The sequence below is a fragment of the Modestobacter lapidis genome (assembly GCF_054780755.1).
In genome coordinates this window covers 109,479-124,473 of the sequence record NZ_BAAGVS010000002.1, presented here as the reverse complement: position 1 = coordinate 124,473, position 14,995 = coordinate 109,479, and the positions used below count along the sequence as shown (strand labels likewise).

The 14,995-nt window shown below is 72.4% G+C and carries 9 protein-coding genes; 2 read left to right on the top strand and 7 right to left on the bottom strand.

What is annotated here, in order from left to right:
- Nucleotides 1-5: 5 nt before the first annotated feature.
- The 7 genes from ACYVG5_RS03250 to uvrB form a co-directional block, all read right to left on the bottom strand.
- Nucleotides 6-755 (bottom strand): SDR family NAD(P)-dependent oxidoreductase, encoded by a 750-nt coding sequence (locus ACYVG5_RS03250; RefSeq protein WP_222046549.1) that lies wholly within the window; start codon nt 753-755, stop codon nt 6-8.
- Nucleotides 756-821: 66 nt separating this feature from the next.
- Nucleotides 822-1,835, bottom strand: coding sequence for an acetamidase/formamidase family protein (locus tag ACYVG5_RS03245; RefSeq protein ID WP_222046547.1), 1,014 nt, complete (start codon nt 1,833-1,835; stop codon nt 822-824).
- A gap of 32 nt (nt 1,836-1,867) precedes the next feature.
- Nucleotides 1,868-3,082 carry an alpha-hydroxy acid oxidase gene (locus tag ACYVG5_RS03240; protein ID WP_222046545.1) on the bottom strand — a complete coding sequence of 405 codons (1,215 nt, stop codon included), beginning with the start codon at nt 3,080-3,082 and terminating at the stop codon, nt 1,868-1,870.
- 28 nt (nt 3,083-3,110) lie between these two features.
- Nucleotides 3,111-5,207 (bottom strand): S9 family peptidase, encoded by a 2,097-nt coding sequence (locus ACYVG5_RS03235; protein ID WP_222046543.1) that lies wholly within the window; start codon nt 5,205-5,207, stop codon nt 3,111-3,113.
- Between the two features lie 56 nt (nt 5,208-5,263).
- Nucleotides 5,264-6,586 carry an MFS transporter gene (locus ACYVG5_RS03230; protein ID WP_222046541.1) on the bottom strand — a complete coding sequence of 441 codons (1,323 nt, stop codon included), beginning with the start codon at nt 6,584-6,586 and terminating at the stop codon, nt 5,264-5,266.
- Between the two features lie 228 nt (nt 6,587-6,814).
- Entirely contained in the window at nt 6,815-7,948 is a 1,134-nt protein-coding gene (locus ACYVG5_RS03225) for a TerC family protein (RefSeq protein WP_222046539.1), read from the bottom strand.
- Between the two features lie 264 nt (nt 7,949-8,212).
- Entirely contained in the window at nt 8,213-10,330 is a 2,118-nt protein-coding gene (uvrB, locus tag ACYVG5_RS03220; RefSeq protein ID WP_222046537.1) for an excinuclease ABC subunit UvrB, read from the bottom strand.
- 203 nt (nt 10,331-10,533) lie between these two features.
- Between uvrB and glgX the strand changes: the two genes are divergently transcribed.
- Nucleotides 10,534-12,645 carry a glycogen debranching protein GlgX gene (gene glgX, locus ACYVG5_RS03215; RefSeq protein ID WP_222046966.1) on the top strand — a complete coding sequence of 704 codons (2,112 nt, stop codon included), beginning with the start codon at nt 10,534-10,536 and terminating at the stop codon, nt 12,643-12,645.
- On the top strand, nt 12,630-14,987 hold the full coding sequence (treY, locus tag ACYVG5_RS03210) for a malto-oligosyltrehalose synthase (protein WP_460682958.1): 2,358 nt from the start codon (nt 12,630-12,632) through the stop codon (nt 14,985-14,987). Before glgX ends, treY begins: the two co-directional genes overlap by 16 nt.
- Nucleotides 14,988-14,995: the final 8 nt, after the last annotated feature.

The following is a 14,995-nucleotide window of genomic DNA, read 5'->3' as shown; positions in this document are numbered from 1 at the left end:
TCAGCTCACAGCTGCACGCCCCTCGTCAGCGCGCCGTCCACCACCAGGTTCGTGCCGGTGGTGAAGCTGGACACCGGGCTGGAGAGGAACACCACCGCCCGGGCCATCTCCGCCGGCGTGCCCATCCGGCCGGTCGGGTTCAGCGCCAGGGAATCGGCGTACAACTGCGGCTGACCGGTCTGGATCTGGTGCCAGACACCGCCCTCGAAGTACGTGTTGCCCGGCGAGACGGTGTTCGCCCGGACCCCGGTCGCGGCCAGCTGGTACGCCAGCCCCTGCACGTAGTGCACGATCGCGGCCTTCATCACACCGTACGGGCCGGCGGTGAAGTCGATCTCCCGGCCGGAGACGCTGGAGATGGCCACGATCGACCCGCGGCTCTCGATCAGGTGCGGCAGCGCCGCGGTCACGAGCCGCACCGTGCCCATGAGGTCGACCTCGAAGGACGCGCGCCAGTTCTCCTCGCCGTCCCCGATCGCCAGCGCGCTGACGTTCGAGACCACCGCGTCGATCCCACCCAGCCGGCCGGCGGCCGCCTCGACCCACCCGGCCAGCGCGGCGGCATTCCCGACGTCGACCGCCGTCCCGGTGACCCGGTCACCGACAGCGGCCGCGGTGGTGGCACAGACGTCCGCGCTGCGGGCGCAGAACTCGACGGCGGCGCCCTCGGCGGCGAACGCCTCGACGATCGCGCGGCCGATGCCGCGGGTACCCCCGGTCACGAGCACGCGGGAGCCGGTCAGCTGCAGGTCCACGGAGGTTCCTTCCGGGTGGGTCGGCGCGGGGTGGGTCGGCGCAGGGTGGGGCGGCGCAGGGTGGGGTCAGCGCAGGGTGGCGGCGCGGCGCCGCAGGTCGTCGTGCAGGCCGCCGTAGGCCGAAGCCCCCGGCAGCAGCGACTTGCGGGCCTTCACGACGGCGGAGTAGTTCGCGTCGACGACGTTGGCGATCGGCACCTCGACGATCTGCGAGAGCAGCTGGTAGGCGTCCATCGCGTGCAGGCCGTACAGCTCCTGGAACCAGCGCACCAGCTGGGTCTGGCCGATCCGCCAGGCGTCCTCCAGCGGCCGGCTGGACCCGACGGTCATCCAGTGCGTGTCGTCCTCGATCCGGGGCCAGGCCGGTCCGCCGGCGGAGTCGCCGCCCTTGACCAGCTCGACGATGACCGTCGTGGTCATCGCGCCCTCGACCGCGGTGCCGCAGGCCTCTCCCTCGCCCTGGCGGTAGTGGCCGTCACCGAGGGAGAACAGCGCGCCCGCCACGTTGACCCGCAGGAAGCACGTCGAGCCGGGGCGCATCTGCGGGGTGTCCATGTTGCCGCCGAAGGCGTCGGGCACCAGCGAGCTGCGCACCTCGTTGCCGGCCGGCGCGACGCCGACCGTGCCGAGCATCGGCTCCACCGGCAGCTCGATGCTCAGGTCGCTGTGCCGGGCCACGAACGTGACCGTGTTCCGCGCCCGGTCCAGCTCGTAGATCCACGTGGTGTCCGGCAGCGGCTCCTGCAGCGTCGCCGTCCGGTCGGTGCCGGTGAGCCCACCGAAGAACGGGATCGCCGCGGACGCACCCCAGTCGCGGGCCGGCTCCATCGCGACGAAGTGCAGCGCGAGGGTGTCACCGGGCTCGGCGCCCTCGACCCAGAACGGGCCGGTCTGCGGGTTCACGTAGCGCAGGTCGACCTTCTCGCTGGACAGGTCGGTGGCCGAGCGGAGGGCACCGGAGAACGCGTCGTCCGACCACAGCCGCAGCGCGGTGCCGGGGGTGACCCGGCGCAGCGGCGCGACGCCACCGAAGGTGAACGCGTACTGCAGATGCGAGGGAACGACCTCCACGACGTCCATGGCGGCACCCTAGGACACGGCCGGCCGGATGATCACGGTCGCAGTCGCACTCGGTCCGGCGTCAGTTCCGCCACCGACGGGACGCCGAGCAGGGCCAGCGTGCGGGCCACCTCCGCGGACAGCAGGTTGACCGCCCGCTGGACGCCGCGCTCCCCACCGGCCATCAGCCCGTAGAGGTAGGCCCGGCCGACCAGCACCCCCTGCGCCCCGGAGGCGACGGCGGCGACGATGTCCGCGCCCTCCAGCACCCCGCCGTCCAGGTACACCTCGGCCCGCCCGTCGACGGCCCGCACCACGTGCGGCAGCTCCTCCAGCGGCGTCGGTGCCCGGTCCAGCTGTCGGCCGCCGTGGTTGGAGACGACGACGGCGTCCGCGCCGGCGTCCACCACCGCCCGGGCGTCCTCGGCGGTCTGCACGCCCTTGACCACCAGCTTCCCGGGCCACGTGGCCCGCAGGTCGGCCAGGTCGGCCAGCGTGGCGGCCGGCTCGAACACCCGGTCGGCGAGCTCGGCGACGGTGCCACCCCACGAGTTCAGCGACGCGAACTCCAGCGGCGGGGTGGTCAGCAGGTCGATCCACCAGCGCGGGTGCACCGCGGCGTTGGCCATCGTGCGCAGCGAGAGCGCCGGCGGGATGGTGAACCCGTTGCGGACGTCGCGCAGCCGGGGCCCGGCCACCGGGGTGTCCACGGTGAGCACCAGCGCCTCGTAGCCGGCTGCCCGGGCCCGCTCGACCAGGTCGGCGCTGGCCGCCCGGTCGCGCCACAGGTAGAGCTGGAACCACCGGCGGGCGCCCGGCGCTGCCGCGGCCAGGTCCTCCAGCGACGTCGTGCCCATGGTGGACAGCCCGTACGGCAGCCCGACCCGCTCGGCCACCCGGGCCACCGCGGGCTCCCCCGCGGTGTGCATCAGCCGGGTGAACCCGGTCGGTGCGAGCACGAACGGGACCGGGGACGGCCGGCCCAGCAGGGTCGTGCCGGTGTCGACGACCGAGACGTCACGCAGCACGCTGGGCCGGAACTCGACCCGGGCGAACGCCTCCCGGGACCGGCGCAGGCTGATCTCGGCGCCGGCCGCGCCGTCGGTGTAGTCGAACACCGCCCGCGGCACCGTGCGCCGGGCCAGGTCCCGCAGGTCCCCGATGGTGGCCGCCCGGCCCAGCCGCCGGTCGGTCGCGTCGCCGGGCAGCACCCGTGGCCGGATCAGCTCCGACAGCTCGGACCAGCGCGGTACCCGTCGTGTGACCACCTGTCCTCCTCCCTCTCGATCGTCGGCTTCAGAGCCGGGTGGCCGGCACGGTGAGCATCTCGCCGCGCCGTCCGGACGGCTCGCCGTCCACGGCCGCGGCCTCGGCCGGTCCTGCGCTGTCCGCCGCACCGTCTCCGGCCGGCGGCCCGGCGGTCAGCTCCCCCACCGACGACGGGTTCTGCGCGGTGGGCAGCCACCGGGCCCACCAGCGCAGCACGTGCTCCAGCCGGGCCAGCCGGTGCTTCGGCCGGCCGGACCGGGACAGCTCGTGGCCCTCTCCCGGGAACAGCAGCAACTCGGTGGGGACGCCGCGGCGCTTGAGCTCGACGTAGAGCCGGGTGCCCTGCTCCAGCGGGCAACGCCAGTCCTCCTCCGAATGGACGACGAGGGTCGGCGTGGTGATCTCGTGCGCGTGCGCCAGCGGCGACTGCGCGGCGATCCGCACCGGGTCGGTGCCCACGTACTGGTCGGCGAAGTAGAACCCGATGTCCGAGGAACCGACGAAGCTCACCGGATCGTTGAACGCCCGCTCGCTGATGCCGGCCGCGAACCGGTCGGTGCGACCCAGCAGCAGCGTGGTCAGGAAGCCGCCGTACGACCCGCCCATCAAGCCCACGCGGGACGGGTCGAGGACGGGATCGGCCAGCGCGTCGTCGAGGAAGGCGAGCACGTCGGCCGCGTCGAGCTCGCCCATGTGCTCCTTGATGACCCGCCCGTGCGCCTGCCCGTAACCCGACGAGCCCCGCGGGTTGCACTGCAGCACCGCGTAACCGGCTTCGACGTAGGCCTGGGTCTCGTCGAACAGGGTCCAGCCGTACTGCGAGAACGGGCCACCGTGCACGGTGAGCAGCACCGGATGCGGCCCCGGCCCCGCCGGCGTGGTGAGCCAGCCGTGCACCGGGTAGCCGTCGGGGGCGGTCGCCGTCCGCTCGCGCATCCGGTGCAGCCGGCCGGTGGCCTGGAGCGGGGCGCCGAAGCGGGTGAGCAGCCGCCGGCGGCCGGGCGTGATCGCGATCAGCTCGCCGGCCGAGCGGTCGTGCGCGACGGTGGCCACGACCACGCCACCGCCGACCCCGACGCCGCGGACGGTGAACGACCCGTCGACCAGCTCCTCGGGCTCGCTGCCGTCCAGCGGCACCCGCAGCAGCTCCACCGAGCCGCGCCGCTGGACCCCGAAGAAGGCAGCCCCGTCAGCGACGACGGTCGTGGGCGTCTCGTCCCCCCGGTCGTGCTCCTCCGGGTCGAGCACCGGTACCGGGTCCCCGCCGGAGACCGGCACCCGGCACAGCGTGGCGTTGCGGGCGACGAAGTCCACGCCCGCGGGTCCGAGGTCGGGCTGCGCGGTGAGGTACAGGGTGTCGCCGTCCGGGCCGTAGGCCGGTTGCAAGCACCCCGACCGTCCCGCGGTGACCCGGCGCAGCTCCGAACCGTCGGTGCGCACCACGTACACGTCGGTGACCAAATCGGCGTCGGCGCGCTCGTGCCGGGCGGAGACGAACGCCAGCTCGGTGCCGTCCGGGCTCCACGTGACGTCGCTGTCGTCCACGTCGCCGTCGGTGATCTGCACCGGCTGCGGTGTGGGCGCCGCGTCGTCGTCGAGCTCGCCGGGCAGGTCGACGACGAACACGTGGCTGCGGCGGTCGGTGCCGAAGCCCAGCGCGTCCTGTCGGTACTTCAGCGTGGTGATCAGCCGGGGGGCCTCCGCCGATGCCGGGACGTCCTCGTCGGTGCCGTACCGGCCGGGCTCGGGCAGGCGCGCGGTGTAGGCCAGCCGGCGGGAGTCGGGCGACCACACCGGCGCACCGGCGCCGAGGTGGTGGTCGGTCAGCCGCCGGGCGGACCCTCCCCCCACGGCCAGCACGTGCACCTGCGGCCGGCCCTTCGGCTCGGCCGACAGGTAGGCCAGCCAGCGACCGTCCGGGGAGAAGGCCGGGGCGCTGTCGGTGTGCCCGGAGGTCAACGGCCGCGCCGGCGCGGTGGCGTCGGTGGGCACCGTCCAGAGCTGGCTGCGGTACTCGTCGGCCACCAGGTCCAGCCGGGTGACGGCGACGACGGCGGTGCGCCCGTCCGGGGACACCGCCGGCACACCGGGGACGCGCAGCAGGGACAGGTCGGTCGGCCGCATGAGCGCACGCTAACCGAGGGCCGGCCGGACGCCGGTGCCCCATCGCGCCGGTCGGCTCAGGAGGTGAGCCGCTCCCGGCGGATGGCGCGCACCAGGCCGAGCGCGCCGACGACCGGCAGCAGCGCGAGCAGCAGCAGACTGCGGTCGAGCCCGAGGACCTCCCCCGCACCGCCGACCACGGCCGAGCCGACGCCGCCGCCGACGAGGAACACCAGCGTGGCGATGCCGAGGGCCACCCCGCGGACGTCGGCCGGGACGGCACTCCCCACCGCGGCCATGAGGGCGGGCTGGCCCACCCCGAAGGCGAGGGTCACCAGGACGACGGCCACCACCAGCGCCGGAGCGGAGCCGCTGGCCGCGCCGGCGGCGGCGACGACGAGCGCCAGCGCCGCTGTCACCCCGGACATCGCCAGCGAGCGGGCGGGCCCGAGCCGGGCGATCAGCGGCCCGGACAACCGCGGCGCGAGGAACCCGGTGACCGCGCTGGGCACCAGGGCCAGCCCGATGTGCAACGGCGTCCAGCCCTGCCCGGCGAGGACGGCCGGCACCGCGATGAGCAGCGCGAACCAGGCCGCCGGGACCGCGGAGGCGGCGAGGGCGCTGCGCACCACGACCGGCTCGCGGAGCACCGCTCTCGGCAGGAAGCCCTCGGGCCGACGGCGGACCTGCGCGGCGACCGCGGGTACGCCCAGCCCGAGCAGCAGCGCGCCGACGGTGGCGATCACCGCCCCCGAGGAGGGCGACTGGACCAGCAGCACCAGCCCGGCGGCAGTGGCCGCCACGAGCACTGCGCCGAGGACGTCCAGCCGCGCGCCGGTTCCCGTGCTCGGGACCGAACGCCAGAGGACCGGGACCAGCAGCAGCCCCAGCGCGGGCAGCGCCACGACCGCGCGCCAGCTGGACAGGTCCTCCACCAGGCCGCCGGCGAGCGGCCCCAGCGCGCTCACCGCGGCCGCCGTCCCGGCGACCCGGCCCAGGGCGGTGGAACGGACCGCGCCCTCGTACTTGGCGCTGACGATCGCCATGCCGAGCACCGGGACGGCGGCGGCGCCGGTCCCCTGCAGGAGCCGGGCGGCCAGCAGCACCTCGAAGCTCGGGGCGAAGGCGCCCAGCACCGCACCGGCGGTCATCAGCCCCACGCCCACGACCAGCGGCAGCCGGATGCCCGCCAGATCGGCGACCCGACCGTAGACGGCGGTCGCGACGGCGAGCATCAGCGCGTAGAGGCTGATCACCCACGAGACCCCGCCCGTGGTCAGGTCGAGGTCCGCGGCGATGGCCGGCAGGGTGACGGCGACGGCCGCGCTGCCCATGCCGGCGAGGCCGAACAGCAGGCCGACGAGCGCAGCGATCCGGCCGGCGTCCGTCGTGGGGGTCACAACCCGCCCCCAACCGGGAACGCCGCCGGCCTGTTCCCGCCGGAGACGGTCGGCTGCGGTCGTTCCACCAGCCGCCGTAGAACCTCGCTGGCCTCGGCCGCCGAGGCCCCCCGTGCAGTCGGCGGGCGAGGATCGGGGTGGGCGCTCCGGAGAGACGCACCGGGGCGGTGCCCGGACGACGATCGCCGTCCGGGCACCGCCCCGGCACTGCCCAGGTCAGCCGACTGCTCAGCGCTGGTCGCGGGGCCCCTGCTCGGTCACCGGAACGTCCCGCGGCGTCGGCGGGGCGTCCGTCGACGGCGCGTCCGGCACGCCGGGGGCGCCGATGTGCCGGCCGGTGCTGTCCGCGCCGGGGTCCCCGGCACCGGGGTGGGTGGCCCGGCGCTGCGCCTCGTCGCGCTTGTTCTTCCGCAGGCTCAGCACGGTGGTGACCAGGAGGGTGACCAGGATGACCAGCAGAGACAACCAGGTCGGGATCTCCGGGACCGCCGTGACGTGCTCGCCGCCGTTGATGAACGGCAGCGTGTTCTCGTGCAGCGCGTGGATGACGAGCTTGATGCCGATGAAGCCGAGGATGACGGACAAGCCGTAGGCCAGGTACACGAGCTTGTCGAGCAGCCCGTCGAGCAGGAAGAACAGCTGGCGCAGGCCCAGCAACGCGAACGCGTTCGCGGTGAAGACGAGGTACGTCTCCTGGGTCAGACCGAAGATCGCCGGGATGGAATCGACGGCGAAGAGGATGTCGGCGCTGCCGATGGCGATCAGCGCGATGGCCAAGGGGGTGATGTGCCGCTTGCCGCTGATCTTCGCGGTGAGCCGGTCGGAGTGGTACTCCTCGGTGGTGGGCACCACCTTGCGGGTGAGCCGGAGGACGGAGTTCTCCTTGAACTCCTCTTCCTCGTCGTGCCCGCCGCCCTTCGCCTGCGCGTAGGCGGTGTAGAGGAGGAACCCGCCGAAGAGGTAGAAGATCCAGCTGAAGTTCTCGATCGCCGCGGCACCCAGGAAGATGAAGATCGTCCGCAGCACCAGCGCGAAGGCGATGCCGAAGAGCAGCACCTTCTGCTGCAGCTGACGGGGAACCGCGAAGCTGGCCATGATCAGCACGAAGACGAAGAGGTTGTCGACCGACAGGCTCTTCTCGGTGACCCAGCCGGCGAAGTACTCGCCGCCGTAGGTGGGCCCCCAGACCCACAGCACGATCAGTCCGAACACCAGCGCGATGCCGACGTAGATCGCCGACCAGGTACCCGATTCCTTCAGGGTCGGCGCGTGCGGCGTCCGCACGTGGCCGTAGAAGTCGAAGACGAGCATCCCGATGATCGCGGCGACCGTGATGCCCCACACCCACAAGGGGACGTCCATGCAGTTCCTCCGGTTGTCTGGCTCGTGTCAGCACCGGAGGTCTCTCCCGCCGGCCCGCGAGACGGGTCGGCCGGCAGCGCCGGGGACCATCGGATCCCGTGTTGACGACGCTGCCGCGGTCGGGATACTCCCCTCCACGTGAGGCCCGCTCAACCCGGCGCATCAACGCACCGGACCCGGCGTTCCCGGCCCCAGCGTCCCCTACGAACGGCCGTTGCGCACAGTTCCCGCGGCCATCGGCGATTTCCCGGATGGCGGCGCTGCTCAGGCGTGCGCGGCGTCGAACTGCCGCAGCTCCCTCTTCAACTCGTTCAGCTCGTCGCGGAGCCGGGCGGCGACCTCGAACTGCAGCTCCCGCGCGGCGGACAACATCTGCTCGTTCATCGTCGCGATCAGATCGGCCAGCTCGTTGCGGGGCAGCCCCTGGACGTCGATCGCCCCGGCCTTCTTGCCACTCGTCCGGGACGACAGCCCCGGCACGGGCGACTTACCGCGGGACTGCTGCCGGCCGGACCCGCCGAGCAGCTCGGTGGACTCGACGTCCTCGGCGGCGGCGTAGATGCCGTCGAGGATGTCGACGATCTTCTTCCGCAGCGGCTGCGGGTCGACGCCGCGCTCCTGGTTGTAGGCGATCTGCTTCTCCCGACGCCGGCTGGTCTCGTCGATGGCCTGCGCCATCGACGGGGTGATCTTGTCGGCGTACATGTGGACCTCACCGGACACGTTGCGCGCGGCGCGGCCGATGGTCTGGATCAGCGACGTCCCGGAGCGCAGGAAGCCCTCCTTGTCCGCGTCGAGGATCGCCACCAGCGAGACCTCCGGCAGGTCGAGCCCCTCACGCAGCAGGTTGATCCCGACCAGCACGTCGTACTCGCCCTGCCGCAGCTCGCGCAGCAGCTCGACGCGACGCAGCGTGTCGACCTCCGAGTGCAGGTAGCGGACCTTGATGCCCAGCTCCAGCAGGTAGTCGGTGAGGTCCTCGGACATCTTCTTGGTCAGCGTGGTGACCAGGACCCGTTCGTCCTTGTCGGTGCGCAGCCGGATCTCGTGGACCAGGTCGTCGATCTGGCCCTTGGTCGGCTTGAGGACGACCTGCGGGTCGACCAGGCCGGTGGGCCGGATGACCTGCTCGACGAACTCGCCCTGCGTGCGGCCGAGCTCGTACTTCCCCGGCGTCGCGGACAGGTAAACCGTCTGGCCGATCCGGTCGGTGAACTCCTCCCACCGCAGCGGGCGGTTGTCCATCGCCGAGGGCAGCCGGAAGCCGTGGTCGACCAGGGTGCGCTTGCGGCTCATGTCACCCTCGTACATGCCGCCGATCTGCGGCACGGTGACGTGGGACTCGTCGATGACGAGCAGGAAGTCGTCGGGGAAGTAGTCGATGAGGCAGGCACCGGCCGAGCCCGGGGCCCGGCCGTCGATGTGCCGTGAGTAGTTCTCGATGCCCGAGCAGAAGCCGACCTGCCGCATCATCTCGATGTCGTAGGTGGTGCGCATGCGCAGCCGCTGCGACTCGAGCAGCTTGCCCTGCCTGTCCAGCTCCGCCAGTCGCTGCTCCAGCTCCGCCTCGATCGTGGCGATCGCCCGCTCCATGCGCTCGGGGCCGGCGACGTAGTGGGTGGCCGGGAAGACGAACAGCTCGTCGACCTCGCGGATCACCTCACCGGTGAGCGGGTGCAGGTAGTACAGCCGCTCGATCTCGTCGCCGAACATCTCGATCCGGCAGGCCAGCTCCTCGTAGACCGGGAAGACCTCGATCGTGTCGCCCCGGACCCGGAAGGTGCCGCGGGTGAAGGACAGGTCGTTGCGGGTGTACTGCTCGGTGACCAGGGTGCGCAGCAGTTCCTCGCGGTCGCGCTGCTCCCCCACCTTCACCTTCAGTGCCCGCTCCACGTACTCCTGTGGCGTGCCCAGGCCGTAGATGCAGGAGACGGTGGACACCACGACCACGTCACGCCGGGTGAGCAGGCTGTTCGTCGCCGAGTGGCGCAGCCGCTCCACCTCCTCGTTGATCGAGGAGTCCTTCTCGATGTAGGTGTCGGTCTGCGGGACGTACGCCTCGGGCTGGTAGTAGTCGTAGTAGGAGACGAAGTACTCCACCGCCGCGTCGGGCAGCAGCTCCTTGAACTCGTTCGCCAGCTGCGCCGCGAGCGTCTTGTTCGGCGCCATCACCAGGGTGGGCCGCTGCACCTGCTCGATCAGCCAGGCCGTCGTCGCGGACTTGCCGGTGCCGGTGGCCCCGAGCAGCACGGTGTCCGTGTCACCGGCGTTGACCCGCTCGGCCAGCGCCTTGATCGCGGCCGGCTGGTCGCCGGCGGGCTGGAACTCGCTGACGACGCGGAAACGCCCTCGAGTGGGCCGGATGTCCGTGGAGGTGGGCACGGCACGACGGTACGACGGAGGTGTGACAGAACGGGTTGCGAGCGTCGTCCGGGAGCGGTGGGGCGTCGTGCTGCCCGTCACCGCACCGTGACGTGTGGTTGGCCGCAGGATCGGGCAACGCACGCTTGATATCCGTGCCGCCGCGACAGCGGCGTGCTCCGGCCCCGACCCCCGGGGCCACCATCCAGGAGGAAGACCCGCCCATGACCACCAACGTGTGGCCCGGTACCGCCTACCCCCTCGGCGCGAGCTATGACGGGACCGGCACGAACTTCGCGATCTACAGCGAGGTGGCCGAGAAGATCGAACTGTGCCTGTTCAACGACGCGGGCAAGGAAGAGCGCATCAAGCTGCCCGAGATGGACGCGCACGTGTGGCACGGTTTCGTGCCCGGCGTCCAGCCCGGCCAGCGCTACGGCTTCCGGGTGCACGGGCCCTACGACCCGTCCCAGGGCCAGCGGTGCAACCCGCACAAGCTGCTGCTCGACCCGTACGCCAAGGCGATCGACGGCGGCGTCCGGTGGCATCCCTCCGTCTTCGGCTACAGCTTCAAGACCGGCAAGCGCAACGACCAGGACTCGGCCAAGCACATGCCGAAGTCGGTCGTCGTCAACCCGTACTTCGACTGGGGCGTGGACCGCCCGCCGCGCATCCCGTACCACAAGACGGTCATCTACGAGGCGCACGTCAAGGGCCTCACGATGACCCATCCCCGGGTACCCGAGGAGCTGCGCGGCACGTACGCCGCCCTCGCCCACCCGGCGATCATCGAGCACCTCACCGAGCTGGGCGTGACCGCGATCGAGCTCATGCCGGTGCACCAGTTCGTGCAGGACGACGCGCTCGAGCGGAAGGGGCTGCGCAACTACTGGGGCTACAACACCATCGGTTTCTTCGCCCCGCACAACGAGTACGCCAGCAACACCACCAACGGGATGCAGGTCGCCGAGTTCAAGGGGATGGTCCGCACCCTCCACGAGGCGGGCATCGAGGTCATCCTCGACGTGGTCTACAACCACACCGCCGAGGGCAACCATCTGGGCCCGACGCTGTCGTTGAAGGGCATCGACAACGTCGCCTACTACCGGCTGGTCGAGGACGACAAGCAGTACTACATGGACACCACGGGCACCGGGAACTCGCTCAACGTCCGGACCCCGCAGTCGCTGCAGATGATCATGGACTCGCTCCGCTACTGGATCACCGAGATGCACGTCGACGGCTTCCGCTTCGACCTCGCCTCGACCCTGGCCCGCCAGTTCCACGAGGTCGACCGGCTGTCCGCGTTCTTCGACCTGGTGCACCAGGACCCGATCGTCAGCCAGGTGAAGCTGATCGCCGAGCCCTGGGACATCGGCGACGGCGGCTACCAGGTGGGCAACTTCCCGGCGCTGTGGACGGAGTGGAACGGCAAGTACCGCGACACCGTGCGCGACTTCTGGCGCGGCGAGGACGCCACCGTGGGCGAGTTCGCCAGCCGGCTCACCGGCTCGGCCGACCTGTACCAGCACTCCGGCCGGCGCCCGGTGGCGAGCATCAACTTCGTCACCGCGCACGACGGCTTCACGCTCAACGACCTCGTCTCCTACAACGAGAAGCACAACGAGGCCAACGGCGAGGACAACAACGACGGCGAGAGCCACAACCGCAGCTGGAACCACGGCGCCGAGGGCGACACCGACGAGGTCGAGATCCTCGAGCTCCGCGCCCGGCAGCGGCGCAACTTCATCACCACGCTGATGCTGTCGCAGGGCGTGCCGATGCTGCTGCACGGCGACGAGCTGGGCCGCAGCCAGGGCGGGAACAACAACGGCTACTGCCAGGACTCCGAGCTGACCTGGATCGACTGGGAGCACGTCGACGAGGGGCTGCTGGAGTTCACCAAGCTGGTCACCCGGCTGCGCACCGAGCACCCCACCTTCCAGCGACGCCGGTTCTTCCACGGCCGGCCGGTGCGGCGCGAGGAGGGCGACCCGGTTCCCGACATCGCCTGGTTCACCCACGCCGGCGAGCTGATGACCGAGGAGGACTGGGACGCCGCGTACGCCAAGTCGATCGGCGTCTACCTCAACGGCCACGGCATCCGCTCCACCGACGAGCGCGGCGACCCCGTCGTCGACGACTGCTTCTACCTGGCGTTCAACGCCTGGCACGAGGACATCGGGTTCACCGTGCCACCGGCCGAGTACGCCGAGGGCTGGACCGTCGTCGTGGACACCGCGGAGATGGGCGAGGTGGAGCCGGTCGAGGTCAAGGCGGGCGAGACGATCACCCTCGCCGCCCGGGCCATGGTCGTGCTGTGCGCGTCGGCGTGACCGCCCCCACCCGCGGTGGCGACGGCCGCCGGGAGGTGCCGGCCAGCACCTACCGGCTGCAGGTGACCGCGGACTTCACCCTGGACGACGCCGCCGCGGTGGCCGGCTACCTGGCCGACCTCGGGGCGACCCACGCGTACTCCTCGCCGCTGCTGCGCTCCGCGGCCGGCAGCACCCACGGGTACGACACCACCGACCACGCGCACATCGACGAGCCGCGCGGCGGGCGGGCCGGGTTCGACCGGTTCGTCGCCGCGCTGCACGCGGCCGGGCTCGGCCTGGTGCTGGACCTGGTGCCCAACCACATGGGGGTGGCCGACGCGCACGAGTCGGGCTGGTGGTGGGACCTGCTCAAGCTCGGCCGGGACAGCCCGCACGCCGACGCCTTCGACGTCGACTGGGACTTCGGGGGCGGCCGGGTGCGGCTGCCGGTGCTCGGCTCCGCCGAGGACCTGGCCACGCTGGAGCTGGTCCGGGCCGACGGCGAGTGGGAGCTGCGCTACTACGACAACCGGTTCCCGGTCGCACCGGGCACCGCCCGGGACGGCGACGACCCGGTCGCCGTCCACGACCGCCAGCACTACGAGCTGGTCGACTGGCGCCGGGCCGACGCGGAGCTGAACTACCGCCGGTTCTTCGCGATCAACACCCTCGCCGGGCTGCGCGCCGAGGACCCCGCCGTCTTCGCCGCCACCCACGAGCTGGTCGGCCAGCTGGTGGAGTCCGGGGCCGTCGACGCGCTGCGGATCGACCACCCCGACGGCCTCGCCGACCCGAGGGCGTACCTGGACGCGTTGGCCCGGCTGTCCGGGCACCGGTGGACGGTCGTGGAGAAGATCCTCGAGCCCGGCGAGCAGCTGCCCGCCGGTTGGGCGACGGCCGGGACGACGGGCTACGACGCCCTCGCCGAGGTCGACCGGGTACTGGTCGACCCGGCCGGCGAGCCGGCGCTGACCGCGCTGGACACCGAGCTGGCCGGCACGCGGGTGGACTACGCGCAGCTGGTGCGGATGTGCAAGCGCGAGGTCACCGACGGCATGCTCGGCTCCGAGGTGGCCCGGCTGACCCGGATCGTCGGCGAGCTGCCCGGGGTGCCGGCCGAGCTGGTCACCGAGGGCCTCGCCGAGCTGCTGGCCGGCTTCCCGGTGTACCGCAGCTACCTGCCCGACGGCCGCGAGCACCTCGACGAGATGGTGCGCGCGGTCCGGGAGCGCCGTCCCGAGCTCACCGCCGCGGTCGATGCCCTGCACCCACTGCTGGGTACCGCCGGCTCCGAGCTGGCCACCCGGTTCGAGCAGACGTCGGGCCCGGTGATGGCCAAGGGCGTCGAGGACAGCGCCTACTACCGGTGGGCGCGGTTCGTCGCGCTCAACGAGGTGGGTGGCGACCCGGCCCGGTTCGGGACGACGGTGGCCGACTTCCACGCCGCCCAGCGGCTGCGCGCCGAGCGGCTGCCGGAGTCGATGACCACGCTGTCCACCCACGACACCAAACGCAGCGAGGACGTCCGGGCCCGGCTGGCGGTGCTGGCCGAGCTGCCCACCGAGTGGGCCGGGCTGGTTCGCGGCTGGCTCGATCGGCACCCGCTGGCCGACCGCTCGCTCGCCCACCTGGTGTGGCAGAACCTGGTCGGGGCGTGGCCGCTGTCCCGGGAGCGCGCGCACGCCTACGTGGAGAAGGCCGCCCGCGAGGCCGGCACCTCGACGACCTGGACGAACCCGGTGCAGGAGTTCGAGGACCAGCTGCACGCGCTGGTCGACGCCGCCTTCGACGACCCGACGACCGCCACGGAGGTCGACCGGTTCGTGGCGCGGATCGCACCGTTCGGCTGGTCGAACTCGCTGGCGCAGAAGCTCCTGCAACTGACCATCGCCGGCGTTCCGGACGTCTACCAGGGCACCGAGCTGTGGGACTTCTCGCTGGTCGACCCGGACAACCGGCGTCCGGTCGACTACGACCTGCGGCGCTCGTCGCTGGCCCGGCTCGACGAGGGCTGGATACCGCCCGTGGACGACACCGGTGCCGCCAAGCTGCTGGTCGTCTCGCGGGCGCTGCGGCACCGCCGCGACGTCCCCGAGGCCTTCGGCGGCTACACGCCGGTCGAGGCCACCGGAACGGCGGCGGACTCCGTCGTCGCCTTCGACCGCGGCGGCGCCGTCACCGTCGCGACCCGGCTGCCGGTGCGCCTGGCGGGCACCGGCTGGGGCGATACCGCGCTGCACCTGCCCACCGGCTCGTGGCGGGACCTGCTCACCGGCAGCCGGGTGGTCTCCGACGCGTCCGGCGCCGCGGTCTCCGAGCTACTCACCCGCCTGCCGGTCGCACTGCTCGCCCGCGACTAAAGAAGGAC

Bases quoted from the DNA above. Each gene is read 5' to 3' on its own strand.
- ACYVG5_RS03245 (WP_222046547.1), bottom strand. From the start codon at position 1,835: ATGGACGTCGTGGAGGTCGTTCCCTCGCATCTGCAGTACGCGTTCACC.
- ACYVG5_RS03235 (WP_222046543.1), bottom strand. From the start codon at position 5,207: ATGCGGCCGACCGACCTGTCCCTGCTGCGCGTCCCCGGTGTGCCGGCG.
- ACYVG5_RS03225 (WP_222046539.1), bottom strand. From the start codon at position 7,948: ATGGACGTCCCCTTGTGGGTGTGGGGCATCACGGTCGCCGCGATCATC.
- glgX (WP_222046966.1), top strand. From the start codon at position 10,534: ATGACCACCAACGTGTGGCCCGGTACCGCCTACCCCCTCGGCGCGAGC.